This window comes from Croceibacterium salegens (genome assembly GCF_009827435.1).
In the GTDB taxonomy this organism is placed as follows: domain Bacteria; phylum Pseudomonadota; class Alphaproteobacteria; order Sphingomonadales; family Sphingomonadaceae; genus Croceibacterium_B; species Croceibacterium_B salegens.
This window is the reverse complement of record NZ_WTYM01000062.1, coordinates 18,031-38,551: the sequence shown is the minus strand read 5'-3', so window position 1 is coordinate 38,551 and position 20,521 is coordinate 18,031. Positions and strand designations below refer to the sequence as shown.

The window sequence follows — 20,521 nt, the reverse complement described above, 5'->3', positions numbered from 1 at the left end:
ATCGGATAGTGCCCCGGCTCGGTTTCGAAGGTGATCCAGCGCAGTTCGGTGAAGGCGTCGATGCCGGCCTTGCCGCCGAAGCGGCCGTAGCCCGAGGCTTTCATGCCGCCGAACGGCATCTGCGGTTCGTCCGACACCGTGCTGGCGTTGACGTGGCAGATGCCCGACTGGATCTGGCGGGCGACCTTGATGCCGCGCGCGGTGTCGGTGGTGAAGACCGCGGCGGAGAGGCCGTATTCGGTGTCGTTGGCGAGCTCGATCGCGTGCGCCTCGTCGCGGGCGCGGGCGATGCCGACGACCGGGCCGAAGCTCTCGTCGCGGAACAGCTTCATATCGGGCGTGACCTTGTCGACGAGGTGCGCGGGCATGAGCACGTTCTCGGTCGTCTCGCCGCCGGTCAGCAGCACCGCGCCCTTGGCCAGCGCGTCGTCGATCAGCGCGTAGCACTTGTCGACCGTCTTAGTGTCGACCACCGCGCCGAGCGGGGTGTTGCCCGCCACCGGGTTGCCGACCGGCATCGATTTCACCTTGGCGGCGAACTTTTCCGCGAAGGCGTCGGCCACGCTCTCGACCACGATGATGCGCTCGGTCGACATGCAGATCTGGCCCTGGTTCATGTAGGCGCCGAACGCGGCGGCCTTGACCGCCTCGTCGAGATCGGCGTCCTCGAGCACCACCATCGGCGCCTTGCCGCCGAGTTCGAGCAGCACCGGCTTGAGGTGCTCGGCGGCCCGTTTGGCGATGATCTTGCCGACCGCGGTCGAGCCGGTGAAGTTGATGCGCCGAACCTCGGGCGCGTCGATCAGCGCGCCGACGACTTCGGCGGCATCCTCGGGGGCGTTGGTGACGGAGTTGACCACGCCTTCGGGGAAGCCGGCCTCGGCGAAGGCCTCGATGATCAGCTCGTGGGTGCGCGGGCAGGTCTCGCTGGCCTTGAGGATCACGGCGTTGCCGCAGGCGAGCGGCACGGCGATGGCGCGCACGCCGAGGATGATCGGGGCGTTCCACGGGGCGATGCCGAGCATCACGCCGACCGGCTCGCGCAGCGCCATGGCGATGGTGCCTTCATGGTCCGAAGGGATGACCTCGCCGGCAATCTGCGTGGTCAGCGCAGCCGCCTCGCGCACCATTCCGGCGGCGAGCGCGAGGTTGAACATCGCCCAGCCTGCCGTGGCCCCGATCTCGCCCATCATCGCGGCGACGAATTCGTCCTTCTTGGCCATCAGCGCATCGGCCGCCTTGCTGAGCACCGCGCGCCGCGCGTTGGGGCCCATCTTCGACCACTGGGCGAACCCGGCCTGCGCCTTCGCGGCGATCGCCGGGATGTCCCCCGCCTTCATCGCCGCCGCGCTCGAGGCAACCTCGCCGGTCACCGGGTTATGGCGGCTGAATGTATTCATCGAGAACCTTTCTTTCGCTAATTCGCGGCAGCAGGCCGATATGAATCTTGCGTTGCGACGCAGGTCAAAAGCGATCCAAATCAGTCGCGATGGTGACGGGACCTCCGTATGCAGCGCGTATCCGCGCGAGATAGTCAAAATGCCCCGGATCGTTGCGCTCCCGACCGACGAAGTGCGTGACCACGACGGCATTGACTTTGGCTGCCTGCGCCATCTCGCCTACGTCCGTTGCCGTCAGATGATGGTTGCGGAAATGGCTTTCCATAATTCGCAGAGCCATCGGCGGAATTTGCTGCCCCGAAGCTTTTACGAGCCCAATGGTGTAGTCGACATCCATCATTTCGGCGACGAGCAAGTCTGCTCCTTGCGCCAATTCCACCACAGCCTCACTCGGTCCGGTATCGCCAGTATAAACGATAGACCTTTTGGGCGCGTCAAAGCGAAACGAAAGCGATTCGAACCGGTTTGCCAGTCCGCTTTCGGGCGCAAAGCTGTAATGCGTATTGTTCCGGACACTAACCTCGATCTGCCCAAGCTTGAGGGAAGAGGCGTTGCGCAATTCGGTAACCTCAACGAGGCCGGCGGGATCGACGTAGGGCGCGCCAGCCACGCCGTATCCGGCGGTTGCACCCGGAACCATTGCCTGGATAATCCCGCGCACCGTTTCTGCGGTACCCGGAGGACCGTAGATCTGCAGCTTTCCTACTGTGTTCGTTTGCAGCCTTAGGCCGAGAATACCAAGCAGCCCGGCCATATGATCGAAATGCAGGTGACTAATGAACACCGCATCGATATCGGCCGGGTTGAGGCCAATCTTAGCAAGCTGGCCAGCTGTTCCGTCACCGGCGTCAACTAGTACATTCAGCTTACCGAATTGGAGGAGGTTGGCGGGCTGGGATCGGGTCGTACTGGCGACAGGCCCACCCTGGGTCCCAAGGGTCACCCATTGCAACCTCGTGTCGGCAGATTCCGAGACCACAGTCAGGTCGGTGCCAGCCTGCTGTGCGAACGCCCCCCCCGAGCAAGAAGCTAATGCGGCGAACGACAGGGCGAGAAACGCCCGCAATTGAAGCTTCTTCATGATCGGTCTCCTTCGACGGATTCGCACCGCCACAACGTATGCAATGTTGTATGTCCGCGAACGAGCGATGGGCACCGACCGGTCCCTCGCGCCAGGGTCATCGACGTTCTAACTGGGCGTGAAATGCCAAGTGCGGCGGCGACCTGGTCGCCGCCGCCCTTGGAGATTTAGAATTTTCCGCTCAGCCGAACACCGTAGGTGCGCGGATCCGAGAAACTCGCCCCGACGACTCCGATCGGGCTGGAGTAGGTGGAGCCAAGCTGTACGCGGTCATTTTCGATATTGTTGACGTACAAGCTTATCCGATAGTGTTCATCCTTGCCGACGAATGAAACCTCAGCATTTGATACCCAGTAACTTTTTTGAAAATCAGGCAAGATCTGGTCGAAACCGGTATAATTCGACGACTGGTATCGGGTATTCGCCCCAAGTATGATCTTCTCGTCACCGAGCGGAATGGTTTGCTGGAAACCGAACATCATCGTCCATTTGGGCGCGCGCGATGCCTGAAGACCCGAGCAATCGACGGTCCACAAGCCACCGCTCGGCCCGCTCGTCGCACATCCTGTCACCTGCGGTATGTAGACCGGATTTCCTGGTGTACTGAGCACAGGGTTGGCGGTCGCTGGATTCTTGAAGACGAAATTGTCGTTCGTTGCGTCAAGATACTGAATGTCAGCGCCTATGAGAGTGTTGTCTGTGACGAGGAACTGCGCTTCAAGTTCTACGCCCTTGACGGTCGAACCGCCTACATTCTCGGTGAAGAAGGCGGGCGAACCATCGGCTTCGGTGCCCGAATGCGAAAGCTGCTGGTCGCGATACTCCCAATAGAAGGCCTCGAGATTCAACTGAAGGCGATTGTCCAGGAAGCGGTTCTTCGATCCGATTGTGTAGGCCGTGATACTCTCGGGACCATAGCCCGGGCGAGCCAGCGAGAAAGTAAGCCCGCCCGACCGGAAACCGGTCTCAATGCTTGCATATAGAAGGCTGGCCGGCGCAACGTCATATTCGACCGCCGCGCGCCAAGTGACTTTCCCGTCGCTCCTAGCACTGTTGATGTTTGTGGGCGATCGCACATAGACAGAGTTTGCCGCCGCGGGATCGAGGCTAAAATAGAACCCGGGAGGTGCAAAGGGGATGGGAAGCAGGCCGAGGGATGCAATTACCTCGTCGGCAGTGTTCGAGAAGGGAAGCAACGGCGCCCCCGGACACTGTCCAGTCGGGGCGCCGCAAAGTGCGAGGAAGGGCTCACTCGTTCCGACCTGAGTCTTGCGGTCATCTGTGTATCGAATGCCACCGACAATGCGGAACTGGTCGGTTACGTTTACGTTCAATCGAGCAAAAGCGGCTAATGAACGCGTTGTGGTTGTGAAATCTTGGTATGCGTTCACGGCCTGGGTCAGCGGGACATAGTGACCATCAACCTGGTCATCGTAGTAATAACCGCCAACAATGTAATCGACAGCCCCCGCGCTTCCTGCGAGCCGCAATTCGAGGCTGTACTGATCGAGATCTTGGCTATCGATGACGGTAAAGCCTGCCCCGCTCGTTACGTCATCGGTGCTGTGACCACGGTACGCGGCAATGGCTGTGAACGTACCGATTCCAGTGTCCAGGTCAGCTTGTGCGGACACTCCCCAGAAATTGCCATCGAGACTGGGAAGGGTTGTGAGCGGCTCTAACGTGCGGCCAGCAATGGGGCTGAAAGAACTGCTCAAAACTGCAGCGCCTTCGGGTCCGTAGGTGCCCGCGCTCGGGGATATGCCGGTTGGGATAAATAGGAAACTGTTCGTGAACGGATTGAATGGAACTACCGTCGTAATGGTGCCGCCGGTGCCGACGCCAGTCCGACGATAGTAGTCGCCAGCGATACGTAGCCGAAAATCGCTACTCGGCTCGATCGCAAACTGGCCACGAAAACCGTAACCCTTCTCGTCGCCGGTTCCATCGGCGTTGAAGGGATCGCGATCCACGAATGTTCCCGAAATGCGCAGCGCGCTATCTTCGGAAACAGCGACATTGATCGCGCCCTGCAGGTTGACGCTGTTGTAATTGCCGTAGCTCGCGGTCGCATACCCCTCGGTCTCGCCGATGCGCGGCGTTACCGGCAGGACGTTCAAGGCGCCCCCGGTCGCGTTGCGACCATAAAGCGTGCCTTGGGGCCCTTTCAGCACTTCGAGACGTTCAACGTCGTAAAAGAAGCCGGTCGTTGCACTTGGACGACTGATGTACACGCCGTCGTAATTGAACGCGACTGCAGGATCAGTGTAGGGATTGGCCGTGAAAGTTCCCACGCCTCGCAGGAACAGCGACACGTTACCTCCGCCTTGACGGCTCACCTGAAGTGAGGGCACGAGATTCGTTAGTTGGGCCGGGCTGGTGACTTGTGCCGCTTCAAGCGCCGCCGAATCGACCACATCGATAGCGATCGCAGCCCGCTGGCTAGATTCCTCGCGCCGTTGCGCAGTGACGACAATGGTATTGAGGCCGGCTTGACTCTCAGCGGCTTCATCGCTCTCGGCAGCCTCCTGCGCGCAAACTGCTGCGGGGTTAGCAATCGCCCAAGCGACAGCACACGTCGCGATCCCCAATTTCAATGCTTTCATTACACCCTCCATCCCGTGCGCTCAGCGCAGCTGTTTTTTTGGAGACCGCCGGCCAAGTCGCGCCGAAACATCTTCTCCCCGCCGCACCACCTACAGCGGGAGGGTCGTTCATGCAAGACAGATATATCAGCTTGTCGATTGTGACGGGATCTTGAAGCGCAAAGCCGCCGTCAAACACGCTCATACTAGCGTGCTTTTGGCAAAGTCCCGTTCATTGAAAATATCTGCCAAAGTACCGCCCGTCGTCACATCAGCCTGTTGTGATGTGAAGATATCGGCGATAAATGAGATCGGGCTGAACTTTTGAGGTGGCTGGTCTTGAGGCTGGCGGTGGCGCAAATCTCTGTAACAAAGAACAGTAAGACACTGATGTGACCACGCTCATGGCACCGCCGTTAGACATATCAGATTGGTCGGACCCTAAATTTTTCGCAAAGGAAGCCATGGAAGGATCGATTGCACATCGTTCCAAGTTGCGAGCCAAGACAGCGACTTCCTGCACCGACTCGCGCGCCGACTTCTTGGTTATCACCCCGGAGAGTTTGGAGGCTGCAATGCAGCATTCTAGCCAACCGGCAATGTGCATCGAGCCTCCCCGCCTGCTCGATGTTTTTGGGTATCCTCTGCGCAATGCAGGTCAAAAAGGTAGCAAGTGGCTATGGCAAAGATCACGCCCCAGCATGATATCACGCTACGCCGGTGCGGTAGAAACTGGCATTGGCAACTAAATGAGCATGGCACATCAAAGACGTTGCTCGAAGGGGCCTCTGACACTGCTGTAGAGGCGCATTGCTACGCATACTTGGCTTCGATCTGGCTCAGTAATCCGGAAGACGAAGATGATTGGGATTGATCGCTCACTCGCCACTGATTGGCTCAAAGAATCCCGCTGCGATCGACCAAGTTGATCCGGCGAGTCTCGCAAGCGATCAATTGGCTCCGTACAGGGGATGACCCCAAAGTGGGAGCGACCTGGGATTGAAATACGGAAAAGGCCTGCTGCGCTTCTAGTCGCCGCTTCCACGATGATCCGGCTCAACGCGTTGACTAATGCTCTATCCAACCACGCGGATTCGCTTCCATTTCCGTTCGTTTGGCTTCGAGAACATCAGCCATCACCCTCGCCAAGCCCGGATCGTGCAAGCTAGTGTCATAGGCTTCACGCGGATCAAGTTCGAGATTGATCAACCAAGGTCCCTGCGCCGATGAAATCGCTATCGGCACGTTCATAGGTCCGTAAGTGGCATTATGGACGCCGATCAATTTGTGCTTCGTATTCCTGACGGCAAGGACATCGTCGACCGCGAAATAGAAGAGATAATCGTGCGGAGTACCGGCTCCGTCTTCGAGCATCGAAGCCATTGAGCGGCCATCGATCATGCGGTCCGCCGGAAGTGGAAGGTGGAGCCAGTCGGCAAACGTGGGAAGCAGATCGATGCCCATCGCCATGCCAGTCGCTTCCCGGCCACCCTCCAGCCGCCCCGGCCAATGCACGATGAAGGGAACCCTCATTCCCCCTTCATAGGTATCTCCCTTCCGGCCACGAAGTGATGAAGGGTCGCCCTGCCACCATGGACCATTGTCGCTCGTAATGACGATGATCGTGTCTCCGAGCGCGCCTGCCTCGTCCAGGGCTCCAACGATCTGTCCCACTCCGTCATCCAACGCCTCGACGACATCGCCATAAAGACCGGCCTCAGACCGGCCCTCCCGGTCGGCTTCCACGTATTGCGGAACATGCGGGAAGTTATGGGCAAAGTAGAGAAAGAACGGCGCCTGACCACTGTCGGCCTCTCGCCGGATGAAATCGACCGCTTCTTGGGTGTAGCGGGCGTTCAATCCGGCCTGGTCCACGGGAGCTTCAACTTCGATTTTGCCGTCGCGATAGAGCGCAAACGGCTCCATATCGTTGCTGTAAAGTGATCCGAAGAAGCTCTCGAAACCGAATTCATTCGGCAAGGAAGGGCTGACATCGCCGAGATGCCACTTCCCGATCATTGCCGTGCGGTAACCTGCGGCACTCAGCATGTCGGCGATCGTAATTTCTTCTACGGGTAAGCGGACGTTTTGTCCTTCGATTTTCACCACTGCATCAAATGCACTGCCCTCCGGATGCACGACGTTAGACAAGCCCGCACGGGGCGGCATGCGACCGGTGAGAAAACCGGCTCGCGACGGAGTGCACACAGGTGACGGCGAGTAGAATTGCGTTAACCTGATGCCGGTCGCGGCCAAGGCATCGATGTTCGGCGTTTTAATGGCCTCGGCCCCGAACGCTCCGAGATCGCCATAACCAAGGTCGTCATAAAGTATGAAAACGATGTTCGGACGGGTTGTCCGGTCGCGCATGTCAACCGATGACGACAAAATCCGCAATTGCTCCAGGTAGTCTTGCTTCTCTGCAAGGTGCGCCTCGTCGTCGACTTGATCGTAAAGCAGCAGTCGGGCGCTCGCCCACAGTGCCAAGGCCAGGACGAGGACCGCCGGCAAAGCAAAGATCAGTCCAAGCCGTTTCAACCATTTCTTGACGCGCATCATTGCTCAACCAGCCTTCGGTATGTCGAACGATAGCCCGTAGCCGAATGGATATAGGGGATTGCGGCTGTCGTGTGGAACATCCTCGAATTGCGCCTCGACTGCCTGCATCGACGAAGGCAATTCGAAAGGAAGCCGCCCCGAAGGAGTGAACCGCCCGAAGATCAAGTCCAGCAAGACTTCATCGTTCGCACCGAAGCTGCCGATAACCGCTGCACTGCTTTGTGCGATTTCGGGGAATACTGCGGGACGGTCGAGGTAAATGTCGAGTATCAACGGAACCTTGCCTGCGATCTCCGTCAGACGCCTCTTCTCGGGCTCCGGAAAATCGAGCGCGCCTGCGTGGACGAGGCTCTCGAAGAGGCCGTTGCGCGGCTCGTACGGTGCACTTGTTCGGATAATCGCAAAGTCGGCTTCTTCCGGGGTTGCCACGAGTTCCCCGAACTTTGCCGCAACGTCCGGATCGATGTTCTCGATATAAAGCCGGGGTCGCCCGATGAGCGGCAAGGGCGACCCGCCTTCCCCATCCCGGTTCTTAAGCAATACCAACGACCTCCGTTGCGCCTCGATCCCGGCGGCGACAAAGGCATCGCTTCCGACCACTTGCTGGGCAGCTTCGGCGTCGACATAGGGATCATCGAACAGGCCAAGGCGAAACTTGTCCCGCAGGATGCGCCGCACCGACTCATCGAGGCGCGCTTCGGGGACGTCGCCACTGCGGACCAATTCAACCAGGAGCTCGGGAATCTGCTCACCGCCAAACTGGTCGACACCTGCGTCGATCAGTTTGAGCATGCGCTCACGTGGCGTGAGGTCTTCGACACCCCACGCCCGGGCGGGAAGGATGGTGTATATCCCGAGCAGCTCGTTGTCCGAAATGAGGCCCCAGTCCGTACAGATTACGCCATCGAAGCCGTAATGTTCGCGCAGCAAAGAGGTCACGATCGACCTGTTGAACGAGAAGCCGACGTCTTCGTCCGTCTGGCCGATGGGAATGCCGTAATAGGGCATAACCTGCGCTGCACCTGCAGGGAAGGCACCGTCCTCGAACGGAATCAGATGGTAGTCGAAATTGTCGCCGGGATAGACCTGTTCTTTGCCGTATTCGAAATGTGCATCTTCACCGTCGGCCTGCGGCCCTCCTCCGGAGAAGTGTTTGACCATTGCCGCCACACCGCGAGCGTCGAGCTTCTCTCCCTGAAGTCCGCGGACATACGCGGCCGTCAGTTCGGCCGACAGAGCCGCGTCTTCGCCGAATGTCGCGGCAACGCGAGCCCAACGAGGTTCAGTTGCCAGATCTGCCGAAGGATGGAGCGCCAAACGCAACCCAACGGCACGGTATTCTTGCCTTACAATGTCGGCAAACTCGCGGACCAGTTCAGCATCCCTTGTTGCGGCCAAGCCAATCGGATCGGGCCATTTCGAGAAGGCACCGGATGGCAGCGCGATGCCGCCGCCGGTGGCGACACCGTGGCGCGGATCTGTCGCCAGCGTCACTGGAATTCCCAGGCGCGTTCGCTCTGCAGCTTTCTGGAGCGCATTTTGCCAACTGGCGAAGGCCGTGGGGTCGTCAACAGTTGCGATCAAACTGAAACTGTTCATGTGCTTGGCAACTAGCAGCTCACTGTTGGGAGCGAGCAGGAGAGTAGTGGGATCGAAGAAGTCGAGGCCCTCCGATAGCTCGCCATCCGAACTCACCGAGGTAAAATTGATGAACATGACACCCGCTTTTTCTTCGAGCGTCATTTGGCGCAACAAGTCATCAACCCGTTCGTCGATCGGTACACGCCGATCCTCGTAGGGATCGAGTTCGCCATTCTTGTTGAGGTCGCGGAAAGTCAGGCCGTCGATTTCAAGTATGCCTGCCCGTTCGCCTAGATCCGACAAGTTGGACCAGGACTGAAGCTTTAACGTTAGCCACAAGCCGCCAATCCCAAGGAGCATCAGCACGATGATTGCGACGGCTAGCCAGCGACTGACTCTTAGAAGGCTGCTAGCCATTCTGTTTTCCTTTGTAAAATCTGCTCAACCCGGAGCACCAAAGCCAACTGCCCAGCGCCAGGTACCCTGAAGCGGCCCTGCCCAACGTTCTCCCACTTCCGAATGCTGACGCTGCACAATGTCTAGCCAGCAGCTCGAATCTGATATATCACTAGATGGGGCATTGGGATTTTACAACTGCCAAAGCACAAGGAGCCCGAAGCTGTCGCTGCAACGGAGAAAAGAGGCAGTTGGAGCCTTGCGCTGTCCCGAGTCCGTCAATGCCAATTCGCACCGTACATCAAGGTAATCAGAGGATGCGGCGATGCTCACCATTCACCACCTTGGGCTTTCTCAATCCGATCGGATCATCTGGCTCTGCGAAGAGATCGGTGTCCCGTACCGGCTCGACAAACACGACCGCGATCCCGTTACCGGCGGGGGTCCCGAGAGCTACAAGGCGCTTTCGGTTTTCGGAACTGCGCCGGTAATCACGGACGGCAATCTGGTTCTTGGAGAGTCTGCGGCAATAATCGAATATGTCATCAACACCTACGGCGACGGCAGGTTGACCGTTGCACCGGGTTCGCCGGACTACGCCAGCTATCTCTTCTGGTTCCATTTCGCGAATGGTTCGTTGATGCCGGCAATGATGTTCGATTTTGGAATGCATCGGGCTGGGCTGCAAGAAAGCGAACTCGCTGCGCGCCTCGGACAACGCACCAATCGAGCCTTTCGCCTGGTCGAGCAAAGATTGGGTGAGGCGACATATTTTGCAGGAACCGAGTTTACGGCTGCGGACATCATGATGTTGTTCCCGTTGACAATGATGCGCAAGTTTACGCCGCGCGATATCAGCAACTGCCCAAACTTGCAGAGATACCTGGCCAACATCGTGCAACGTCCGGCCTATCGGAGAACCCTGGAAGTCGGTGATCCCGGTCTCGCTCCCTTAATCACATAGACTCGTGCTGCTAGCCGAACTGCAAATTTTGCAGAATGAACCCTCTCAAGATTCCCCCGCAATTGCGGTCTGGAGGTCGCCCGGTGGCACAATTTCGCTGTTCGGCTATCCTGCATTCCCGGAGGTGCTGTCTGTCTAATCGCAACCGATGTCCGACGGTAGACCACTCCCCTACCCCGACAATCCTCTGGCCGTTTGCGACTACTACTAGGCCTAGGCAGTCGAGCGGCGGGCATTGTAGGTCTCAAGTCAATTAGATGGCGTGCTGCGTTGAAGTGGTTGCCCGCAACGCCTTACCTGCAGGTACATTTTCCCTAATGGCGCCCCTCAATCACCAGAGAAAGAGAATGGGATCCCGGTTTCACGAAAGCGATTTGAAGATATTTCACGCCCAATGGGTGGTGCCGACCGGGCGACGCACTTGGGGCGATGGCACAGCCGACAAGCCTCGCCGATTCCAACAGGCTCCAAGTCCTGAAGCTTGTCGGCATATATTAAACGACCAAGGTGCTTTTCAGAGCAAGTCAGAGCGATCGCACGGGTGATCGAAGGTGCACCATAGCCCTTGCCACCTGCCCGCACCGTGCGAGCGATCGAAACATAACGCCTCGCATCGGGAAGCTCGATCAGCTGGGCGTCGATCTTACCTGGCGTGTCGAATACGCGGTGAATATTCCAAAGTGGGCACGTGCTTCCAAGACCGGCAAATGGGAAACCAGCCCCATCAAGGCGTTTGGATACGTTGCCTGCTCGATCGACCCTCAGAAAGAAGAACGGCACGCAATCCGTCCCCTGTTTCTGCAAAGTCGTTAATCTATGCGCAGCCTGCTCGAAACTGACCATGAAGCTTGCTGCGAGGGCACCAATATCATAGCGCAATTGCTCTGCAGATTTAGCGAACAGGTCGTAGGGCATTAGGAGGGCAGCTGCCCAGTAGGACTGCAGCGCCTGCTTGACGAGTTCGCGGCCGTCCTCAGTTTCGAAATGCCCCTCGTCGAGTAGGGCGGCGATCACCGCTTCCTGTTCGAGCATCGCGAGTTGCACGGCAGCCTGAAAACGACGCCCGGAGTAATCGAGACTTTCGTCGATGAAGACACGGCGGCGATGATAATCGTGCCAGCGCGACGATCCGAGGATCACCTTCGTTTCAACAAACTCGATCTTCAACCCGTGTTTGCTTGTCAAATAGCCGCACAGCTTATCGAGGTCCGTCAGATCTCCCGCGAGGTCGGCCGCGCTGTCGTCAAGCGCCGGAAAGCAGTTGCGCCGCGCGGCAAGGAAGGCGCGCGCTTCGACAACCGGATTGGTCGGCCCGCTCACAGCCGGCGCTCCGGTCTCGGCGGAACGCCGCTGGGCAAGCGCAAGGTGTTCGTCGGAATAGGCGGCGTGAACCCGCAGCAGCGCCTCGGCAAATCCGGGAAAGCTCGTCGCGACGTCGGCGACGTCAAGCGCCGGCAGGTCGATGTCGGCAAAGATCGGGTCGCGCAGCACGGCTTCGAGCCGTCTTGCGACATCTTCGTTGTCGCTATCCGCAAGGTCAGCGATGTCGATGCGGTAGGTTGCCGCGAGCTTGAGCAGCAATTCAGCCGTCACCGGCCTCTGGTTGCGCTCCATAAGGGCAATGTAAGATGGCGAGATTTCGAGGTCGCTCGCCATGTTTGCCTGCGTAAGGCCGAGCTCGCGCCGCATGCGCTTGAGACGGGGTCCCATATAGATCGTCTTGCGCGCCATGGCTGCGAATCCGCTTTGGTCAAATGTACTTGCATTACAACATTACAATTTGGAGCTGTAAAGTTAGACAACTGCACACCGCACGCACTACTCGCGCGGTGCGAAGCTTGCATATCCGGTGTGGCAATCAACGAAGCAGGATTCGCGCCATGAATTACATTTCGGAAATCGAGCGTCAGAGGAACACCATAGAGAGCAATGGCAAGCCGTGGGCAGCGATCGACCCGCATTTCTCCGCGCGCATGCGGGTGCAGAATCGCTTTACGACCGGCCTCGACATCGCGCGCCACACTGCTGCGATCATGCGCCGCGACATGGCCTCATACGATGCCGACCCTGCGGCCTACACTCAGTCACTGGGCTGCTGGCATGGCTTTATCGGGCAACAGAAGATGATTTCGATCAAGAAGCACTTCGGAACCACCAAGGGGCGCTACCTCTACCTTTCGGGTTGGATGGTTGCCGCGCTGCGCAGCGAATTCGGTCCACTTCCCGACCAGTCGATGCACGAGAAGACTTCGGTGCCCGCTTTGATTGAGGAACTCTACACCTTCTTGCGCCAGGCCGACGCACGCGAACTCGGCATTATGTTCCGCGATCTCGACGCAGCGCACGAGCATGGTGACGCAATCGAAGCCAAGCGCATCGAAGCTGCAATCGACAATCATGAAACACACGTCGTGCCGATCATCGCCGACATCGACGCTGGTTTTGGCAATGCCGAGGCGACCTACTTGCTTGCCAAGAAGATGATCGAGGCAGGCGCATGCGCGCTGCAAATCGAGAATCAGGTGTCGGACGAGAAGCAGTGCGGCCACCAGGACGGCAAAGTCACCGTGCCGCATGAGGATTTCCTGCAGAAGATCCGTGCGATCCGCTACGCCTTCCTCGAACTAGGCGTCGAAGACGGGATAATCGTCGCGCGTACGGACAGTCTCGGTGCCGGCCTGACCAAGCAGATTGCCTATACCCGTCAGTCCGGCGATCTCGGCGACCAGTATAACAGCTTCCTCGACTGCGAGGAGGTCGAGCCGGGCGAGATGCGCGATGGCGACGTCTTCTTGTGCCGCGACAACAAGCTGCTACGGCCTCGGCGCCTGCCTTCGAACCTCTATCAGTTTCGCCCCGATACCGGGGCGGACCGGGTCGTGCTCGATTGCATCACATCGCTGCAGAACGGCGCCGACTTGCTGTGGATCGAAACCGAGAAGCCGCACATCAAACAAATTGCCGGCATGGTCGACCGCATTCGCGAAGTCGTTCCCAACGCCAAGCTGGTTTACAACAATTCGCCCAGCTTCAACTGGACGCTCAACTTCCGCCAGCAGGTGTTCGACTGCTGGAGCGAGGAAGGCCGCGATGTCTCGAGCTACGACCGGGCGCGCCTGATGAGCATGGAATACGACGGGACAAAGCTTGCCGAGGAAGCCGACGACAAAATCCGTACTTTTCAACGCGATGCCGCGGCAAGGGCGGGAATATTCCACCACCTGATCACGCTTCCGACCTATCACACTGCGGCGCTCAGCACTGACAACCTGGCACGCGAATACTTCGGCGAGCAAGGCATGCTGGGCTACGTCCGCAACGTCCAGCGGCAGGAAATTCGTCAGGGTATCGCCTGCGTTAAGCACCAGAACATGGCCGGCTCCGACATCGGCGACGATCACAAGGAAGCCTTTGCCGGCGAAGCTGCGCTCAAGGCAGGTGGCAGCAACAATACGATGAACCAGTTCGCCGCCTGATCTCTTCACCCGGGATCCAGAAGCGAAAGAAAACGATCGAGGAGAATCTACATGTTACTAGACGAAGACCTTCGGCAGTTCCGCCTAACTGACCGCCCTCGGGCGATCTTCTCCAACCAGGATTTTCGGCTATTGCGCGTTGCGCTAGCTGCCTATGCTCGCAGCTGCGAAGACCCCGCCGACTCCAAGCTAGCAGAGCAACTGCTGCATCGCCTCGGCCGCGTAAACTAGGCATGCCAACCTCTGAACTGGGGGTCACGATCAAGGAACCGAACACTTGCAGCTCCGCCAGCGGGTCCCCGTTCGTCGAACGGGCAGCTCTGCAAATTGCGGCGCAGCTGGCTGCATTCGTCGAAGACGAGGTGCTGCCAGGGACCGACATTGACGCAGGATTGCTGTGGGCGGGCCTGGCCGACCTGCTCGCGCGCTTCGGCCCGCGTAACAGCGAGCTACTCACGCGCCGCGAGCAGTTCCAGAGGCAAATCGACGATTGGTACGGGGCGAACGGCTACGGGGCGACGAGTGTTCCAGAAGGTTTCCTACGGGACATCGGCTACCTCGTCGACGAACCGGAACCCTTCACGATCGGCACTGCCAACGTCGATGAAGAGATTGCGACGATTGCAGGGCCGCAGCTCGTCGTCCCGGTTCTCAACGCTCGCTTCATGCTGAATGCTGCTAACGCGCGCTGGGGCAGCCTGTACGACGCACTCTACGGAACGGACGCCCTGGGTGAGCATTCCCGACCGGGGCCATACGATCCCCGCCGCGGCGAACAGGTTATCGCTTGGGGGCGCGCCTTCCTCGACCAAGCTGTGCCGCTTGCCGGAACCAGCTGGACTTCGCTTTGCGATCCAATGACCATCGAACTGTCCGACCCGACGCAATTCGTCGGCACGACTCGGAGCGGCTTGCTGTTTCGAAACAACAGCCTGCACATTGAAGTAGTATTCGATCGCGAGCATCCAATCGGCCGGACCGACGCCGCCGGGATCGCAGACCTGCGGCTCGAAAGTGCGCTCACCACGATCGTCGATTGCGAAGATTCGGTCGCCGCGGTCGACGCCGCGGACAAGACTGCGGCTTATCGCAACTGGCTCGGGCTTATGCGCGGCGACCTCGCAGAGTGCTTCGACAAGGGCGGACTGCGTATCGAGCGCGTTCTGGCCGCAGACAAGACCTACCAAGCGCCCGATGGCGCCACCGCGAGCCTGCCCGGGCGCAGTTTGCTGCTAGTGCGCAATGTCGGGCATCTGATGACCTCGCCCGCCGTGCTTCTGCCCGATGGGAACGAAGCCTACGAAGGGTTGCTCGATGCGGTCTTCACCACACTCGTCGCGTTGCACGACCTCAAAGGGCTGGGCCGATTTCGCAATAGCCGGGCCGGGTCGGTCTATGTCGTCAAGCCAAAGATGCACGGTCCCGAAGAGGCCGCATTTGCCAACGATGTCTTTTCAGCGGTCGAGGACCTGCTCGGGCTTGAACGGTACACCGTGAAGATCGGCGTAATGGACGAGGAGCGCCGCACCTCTGCCAACCTCCCCGCCTGCATTGCGGCGGTGAAGGACCGGGTGTTTTTTATCAACACCGGGTTCCTTGATCGCACGGGCGACGAGATCCACACTTCGATGCGAGCCGGACCCGTGATGCGCAAGAACGATATCAAGGCGGCGCGCTGGATCCACACATACGAGGATCGCAACGTGCAGATTGGCCTCGCCTGCGGATTTGCGGGACGAGCTCAGATCGGCAAGGGCATGTGGGCCGCTCCCGACAACATGGCCGACATGCTGGAGCAGAAGATCGTCCACCCGATGAGCGGCGCGAGCACGGCCTGGGTGCCGTCTCCGACGGCTGCCACGCTGCACGCCACGCATTACCACCGCTGCGACGTTGCTGCGCAGCAAGCGGCGAGATCGGCTGAAGCGGTTGCGGACCTGTCCGGCCTGCTTGAGGTACCGCTGGCTGCCAATTCGCGCTGGACGGAGCAGGAAATCGCGGAGGAACTGGATAACAACATCCAAGGTATCCTCGGATATGTCGTGCGGTGGATCGATCAGGGCGTGGGTTGCTCCAAAGTGCCGGACATCCACGACGTCGGCCTGATGGAGGATCGCGCGACCCTACGCATCTCGAGCCAGCACATTGCCAACTGGCTACTGCACGGCATCATCGACCGTGAGCAGGTCGAGGAAACGATAGAGCGCATGGCCAGACTGATTGACGATCAGAACGCTGGCGATCCCACCTATCGTCCGATGATCGATCGTCAAGGCAACTGCCTGCCGATCGAAGCAACGCGATCGCTGATTTATGAGGGAACGAGCCAGCCGAGCGGCTACACCGAACCTCTGCTCCATCAGTTCCGGCGCAAAGCAAAGGCCCTTTGTTCACGAAATCCTACCATGTAAAAAGCTGAAAGGTCAGGAATTGGACCGGAAGGCGGACTGTCGGCTTTCAGCGGAACAAAACGCAAAGCAGACCCAACCAAAGCGGCTCTTCAGCTACTGGGCATTGTTGCTTGCCAAAGGCTCTTGTCCGCGCATAACCACATGAGAACCAAGTAAGGTTCTGAGAGGCGCATAGTGCAATCGTCGGCATCGGCATCATCAACGACCGGTATCGCGCCGGGCAAAGCACACTATGTCGTCCTCGACGGACTCCGCGGTGTCGCGTCGCTTCTCGTGGTCCTCTTCCACTTGTTTGAAGCTTATGCCCAAGGAACTCCCGAAAAGCAGATCATCAATCACGGCTATCTGGCGGTGGACTTCTTCTTTCTCCTGTCAGGTTTCGTCGTTGCCTACGCTTATGACGATCGCTGGTCGAAGATGACGCAGTGGGAGTTCTACAAGCGCCGTCTGATCCGCCTGCAACCCATGATCGTCATGGGGAGTATCATCGGTGCGATCCTGTTCTGGTTTCAGGACTACTCGATCTTCCCAAAGGTTTCCACGGCGACCGCGTGGCACGTCATCTTTGTGGCCGTGGTCGGCTTCACGATGATCCCATTGCCGAAGTCCGCGGACATTCGGGGCTGGGACGAAATGTATCCAGTGAATGGCCCCGCCTGGTCGCTCTTCTACGAATACGTCGCCAACGTCCTGTACGCGGTTGGTCTCCGCAAGCTGTCCAATCGAGCGCTCGGCGTGTTGGTCGCCGTCGCCGCCTTCGCGGTCATCTATCTAACGGTTATACTGGGTCGCGGGCACCTGATCGGCGGATGGGCGCTTGACCCTTCCAATATCCAGATCGGGCTCACACGGGTCATGTTCCCCTTCTTCGCCGGTGTGTTGCTCATGCGTCTGGGCAAGCGCATCGACACCTCCGCACCGTTTCTCTTAACCAGCCTGCTCATGATTGCGGCGCTGTCGCTACCGCGGTTAGGTGGCACCGACCAACCCTGGATGAACGGTGCTTACGAGGCGCTGTGCGTGATCGTCTTTTTCCCGATCATCGTCGCTATGGGTGCAAGCCGTAAGACCGTCGATGGCGCGTCTCTCCGCGTTGCACGCTTTTTCGGCGACATGTCTTACCCGCTCTACATCACGCATTATCCGCTGATTTACATTTACACCGGCTGGGTCGTGGATAATCATATCCCGCCGGAACGCGGTGCTATCGTGGGCCTCGGGGTTTTCATCGCAACTCTGGCGATTGCTTACGCAAGTTTGAGATTCTACGATTTGCCGGTGAGGCGGATGCTCAGTGCGCGTTTTCTTCGGCGACGTTTAGCTTAGCCTTCTCAAGTGGCCTTTGCAGCTTTCCACCCAATTGCGGACATCAGCTAAGTTTGAAGCGCTAGGAAAGCTGCCGGTCAGCTTTCGGCCAAACGAGCCCAGCTCCCGAATGGCCGAGATCGGGGCGCGTAGCTGCCATCGACGCTAGTCTGAACCAACGGCAGCTTTCGGGCGAAAATCGCGACCACTCGAATGACTGAGATCGGGGCGCAAAGCGGACACTCGGAAAAAGCTGGGTATCGACTTCGCGGCCGCGGCAAGCATTCGTGGCGGCATGGCAAACGACGAGCAACGCACACCGGCAGCGATTATCGAGACCCTGCTCCTCGCCGCAGGCTTCCTGATTGAAGAGACAAGTCCCGAACTGGCGAGACGCATCGAACCCGGGCGTGAGAACCTCGAGGCCAGGATCGAACTGGTCGAACAAACGGCAGCCGAACTCGCGGCCATCGCTGCAACTGCGCGGAAATTCCTGTGGCAGGTCCGAGACTAGGGCCTGGCCCGCACATTCCATTCGACTTCACCTATAAACGAAGCATTGGTGTCATCACTGGATCGCGGCCGGTGAGACCGGCTGCCGCCCCGACAGCGCGCTGGTCGGGGCCTTGGGTGGTGGGAGCGACATGTCGTCGCCCCGCAAGAAGGAGACCACCCATGACCGAACAAGCAACAACCAAGCCCAAGCGTCGCTACGCACGCAAGCCGAACAAGTCAGCCGCCGCAGCGACCAACCCTTCTGCCGAGAAGAACCCGGTCAAGCCGCGCGCGACCAAGATCGGCAAGGTCATCGCCCTGCTGCAGCGCGAAGCGGGCGCAACGCTCGACGAGATGGTGAAGGCCACGGGCTGGCTGCCGCACACGACACGGGCCGCGCTGACGGGGCTCAAGAAGAAGGGCCACGCGATCGCGCGCGGAAAGCGTGACGACGTGACCTGCTACCGCATCACGAAAAGCGCTTGACCATGGGCCAGCTCGACACCCAGCTCGCCGAGCTGGAGACGATGACCAAGGGAGACCTCAAGGACCGGTGGGCAAAGCTCACCGGTCGCCCGGTCCCCAAGGTCAGCGAGAAGATGCTGCGGCTCGCCCTCGCCTACGAACTGCAGGCAAAGGCGCTCGGCGGCCTCCCGCGCAAGACGAGGCAGCGCCTCGAGCAGGTCGCGGCGGCAAAGACCGAGACAAGGGACGCGCGCCCCGGCATGCGCCTCGCCCGCGAGTTCGGGGGCAAGGTCCACGTCGTCGCCATCGGCGATGGCGGCGAGATCCTCTGGAACGACCAGGAGTGGCGGTCCCTTAGCGAAGTTGCCCGGGCGATCACCGGAACGCGCTGGTCCGGCCCTGCCTTCTTCGGTCTCAAGCAGAAGGGGAAAACGGCATGAACAAGGTTCGCTGCGCCATCTACACCCGCAAGTCGAGCGAGGAGGGCCTCGAGCAGGACTTCAACTCGCTCCATGCCCAGCGCGAGGCCTGCGCTGCCTACGTCCTCAGCCAGGCCTCGGAGGGCTGGTCGCTGCTACCCGGGGACTACGACGACGGCGGCCTGTCGGGCGGCACGCTCGAGCGCCCTGCCCTGCAGCGGCTGCTCGCCGACATCGAGGCCGGCAAGATCGACATCGTCGTGGTCTACAAGGTCGACCGGCTGACCCGCTCGCTGCTCGACTTCGCCAAGCTGGTCGAGACCATGGACAAGGCCGGGGTCAGCTTCGTCTCGGTGACCCAGTCGTTCAACACGACCAACTCCATGGGCCGGCTCACCCTCAACATGCTGCTGAGCTTCGCCCAGTTCGAGCGCGAGGTCACCGCCGAGCGCATCCGCGACAAGATCGCGGCGTCCAAGGCCAAGGGCATGTGGATGGGCGGTGTCCCACCGCTGGGATACGAGCCCGATGGCCGGTCGCTCAAGGTCGTCGGCGAGCACGCGGCAGTGATCCGCGACCTCTTCCATCGCTATCTCGACACCGGCAACGTGCGCCTGCTTGTCGAGCAGCTGCACCGCGAAGGCAGCATGATCCCGCAGCGCACGCTTGCGACGGGCCGGACCATCGGCGGCGGCGCGTTCAGCCGCGGACAGGTCTACAAGATCCTCTCCAATCCCATCTATCTCGGCGAGATCCACCACAGGGGGCAGGTCTATCCCGGCAGGCACGAGGCGATCGTCGATCGCGCCAGCTGGGACGCGGTACAGGCCAAGCTCAACGACAACGCGCAGGGCGCGCAGACCGCGACCTCGGTCCGAGCCACTAGCAAGCTCGCGGGGCTCGTGTTCGACGATACCGCTGCACCGCTCGTTGCGAGCCATGCATGCAAGGGCAAGGTTCGCTACCGCTACTATGTCAGCAAGGCGCTGCAGCACGCGCCGGGCAGCGGGTCCGGAGGGATGCGCATCCCGGCGCTCGAGCTTGAGAAGGCCGTCGCCGAGACAATAGCGGCGCGGTTCGATAATCCGCTCGAGCTGGTCAACGCGGTTAGCCTCCAGCTAGCGCCTGACCACATCGTTCAGGCCGCCGACCGGTGCAAGGAGATCGCCTCTCGCCTTCGCAAGCGCGAGGCGCGGCTGATGCGAACACTCGTCAAGCGCGTTACGATCGCCGCCACGACGATCGAGGTCAGCCTCGACGCCGAAGCGATCGCGTCGATGCTGGATGGCGTCTTGGCTCCAGGCGCGGCGACGAACTACGACCTTCGGATCGATGCTGCCATCCGCCGAACGGGCCGCGCGGTCCACGTCGTCCATGACAACGG

General features: G+C 59.8%; 14 protein-coding genes. 8 read left to right on the top strand and 6 right to left on the bottom strand.

The annotated features are described in order from the left end of the window. From GRI89_RS17480 to GRI89_RS17460, 5 genes are all read right to left on the bottom strand, one after another. Positions 1-1,400: aldehyde dehydrogenase (locus GRI89_RS17480; protein WP_159798335.1), on the bottom strand; the 1,400-nt coding region annotated here is incomplete at its 3' end. Positions 1,401-1,464: 64 nt separating this feature from the next. Further along, entirely contained in the window at positions 1,465-2,481 is a 1,017-nt protein-coding gene (locus GRI89_RS17475) for an MBL fold metallo-hydrolase (protein WP_159798333.1), read from the bottom strand. Between the two features lie 167 nt (positions 2,482-2,648). Next, the gene (locus tag GRI89_RS17470) at positions 2,649-5,087 is read right to left on the bottom strand and encodes a TonB-dependent receptor (RefSeq protein WP_159798331.1); all 2,439 of its coding nucleotides are present in this window, start codon (positions 5,085-5,087) and stop codon (positions 2,649-2,651) included. Between the two features lie 1,047 nt (positions 5,088-6,134). Continuing rightward, on the bottom strand, positions 6,135-7,625 hold the full coding sequence (locus GRI89_RS17465) for a sulfatase family protein (RefSeq protein ID WP_159798329.1): 1,491 nt from the start codon (positions 7,623-7,625) through the stop codon (positions 6,135-6,137). Between the two features lie 3 nt (positions 7,626-7,628). Continuing rightward, entirely contained in the window at positions 7,629-9,623 is a 1,995-nt protein-coding gene (locus GRI89_RS17460) for a glycoside hydrolase family 3 protein (protein ID WP_201290974.1), read from the bottom strand. A 304-nt stretch (positions 9,624-9,927) separates the two neighbouring features. Between GRI89_RS17460 and GRI89_RS17455 the strand changes: the two genes are divergently transcribed. Next, the gene (locus GRI89_RS17455; RefSeq protein WP_159798327.1) at positions 9,928-10,566 is read left to right on the top strand and encodes a glutathione S-transferase family protein; all 639 of its coding nucleotides are present in this window, start codon (positions 9,928-9,930) and stop codon (positions 10,564-10,566) included. Positions 10,567-10,893: 327 nt separating this feature from the next. On the opposite strand, the gene GRI89_RS17450 is transcribed toward GRI89_RS17455, so the two are convergent. Further along, on the bottom strand, positions 10,894-12,297 hold the full coding sequence (locus tag GRI89_RS17450; RefSeq protein WP_159798325.1) for a helix-turn-helix domain-containing protein: 1,404 nt from the start codon (positions 12,295-12,297) through the stop codon (positions 10,894-10,896). 149 nt (positions 12,298-12,446) lie between these two features. Here GRI89_RS17450 and GRI89_RS17445 point away from each other — a divergent pair, with 149 nt between their 5' ends. The 7 genes from GRI89_RS17445 to GRI89_RS17415 form a co-directional block, all read left to right on the top strand. Next, positions 12,447-14,042 carry an isocitrate lyase gene (locus tag GRI89_RS17445; RefSeq protein WP_159798323.1) on the top strand — a complete coding sequence of 532 codons (1,596 nt, stop codon included), beginning with the start codon at positions 12,447-12,449 and terminating at the stop codon, positions 14,040-14,042. 233 nt (positions 14,043-14,275) lie between these two features. Further along, complete coding sequence (locus GRI89_RS17440) at positions 14,276-16,453, top strand: malate synthase G (protein WP_159798321.1); 2,178 nt, start codon at positions 14,276-14,278, stop codon at positions 16,451-16,453. Positions 16,454-16,627: 174 nt separating this feature from the next. Continuing rightward, positions 16,628-17,779 carry an acyltransferase family protein gene (locus GRI89_RS17435; protein ID WP_201290973.1) on the top strand — a complete coding sequence of 384 codons (1,152 nt, stop codon included), beginning with the start codon at positions 16,628-16,630 and terminating at the stop codon, positions 17,777-17,779. A gap of 274 nt (positions 17,780-18,053) precedes the next feature. Beyond that, positions 18,054-18,272, top strand: coding sequence for a hypothetical protein (locus GRI89_RS17430; RefSeq protein WP_159798319.1), 219 nt, complete (start codon positions 18,054-18,056; stop codon positions 18,270-18,272). Positions 18,273-18,433: 161 nt separating this feature from the next. Continuing rightward, a complete protein-coding gene (locus GRI89_RS17425) occupies positions 18,434-18,739 on the top strand; it encodes a DUF3489 domain-containing protein (protein WP_159798317.1) in 306 nt (101 codons plus the stop codon). Between the two features lie 2 nt (positions 18,740-18,741). Continuing rightward, entirely contained in the window at positions 18,742-19,158 is a 417-nt protein-coding gene (locus tag GRI89_RS17420; RefSeq protein ID WP_159798337.1) for a DUF2924 domain-containing protein, read from the top strand. Further along, on the top strand, positions 19,155-20,521 hold a 1,367-nt coding region (locus tag GRI89_RS17415; protein ID WP_159798315.1), incomplete at its 3' end, for a recombinase family protein. The genes GRI89_RS17420 and GRI89_RS17415, both read left to right, overlap by 4 nt.

Coding starts and splice junctions, on each gene's coding strand:
- GRI89_RS17475 (WP_159798333.1), bottom strand. CDS start 2,481: ATGAAGAAGCTTCAATTGCGGGCGTTTCTCGCCCTGTCGTTCGCCGCA.
- GRI89_RS17470 (WP_159798331.1), bottom strand. CDS start 5,087: ATGAAAGCATTGAAATTGGGGATCGCGACGTGTGCTGTCGCTTGGGCG.
- GRI89_RS17465 (WP_159798329.1), bottom strand. CDS start 7,625: ATGATGCGCGTCAAGAAATGGTTGAAACGGCTTGGACTGATCTTTGCT.
- GRI89_RS17460 (WP_201290974.1), bottom strand. CDS start 9,623: ATGGCTAGCAGCCTTCTAAGAGTCAGTCGCTGGCTAGCCGTCGCAATC.
- GRI89_RS17455 (WP_159798327.1), top strand. CDS start 9,928: ATGCTCACCATTCACCACCTTGGGCTTTCTCAATCCGATCGGATCATC.
- GRI89_RS17450 (WP_159798325.1), bottom strand. CDS start 12,297: ATGGCGCGCAAGACGATCTATATGGGACCCCGTCTCAAGCGCATGCGG.
- GRI89_RS17445 (WP_159798323.1), top strand. CDS start 12,447: ATGAATTACATTTCGGAAATCGAGCGTCAGAGGAACACCATAGAGAGC.
- GRI89_RS17440 (WP_159798321.1), top strand. CDS start 14,276: ATGCCAACCTCTGAACTGGGGGTCACGATCAAGGAACCGAACACTTGC.
- GRI89_RS17430 (WP_159798319.1), top strand. CDS start 18,054: ATGGCAAACGACGAGCAACGCACACCGGCAGCGATTATCGAGACCCTG.
- GRI89_RS17425 (WP_159798317.1), top strand. CDS start 18,434: ATGACCGAACAAGCAACAACCAAGCCCAAGCGTCGCTACGCACGCAAG.
- GRI89_RS17420 (WP_159798337.1), top strand. CDS start 18,742: ATGGGCCAGCTCGACACCCAGCTCGCCGAGCTGGAGACGATGACCAAG.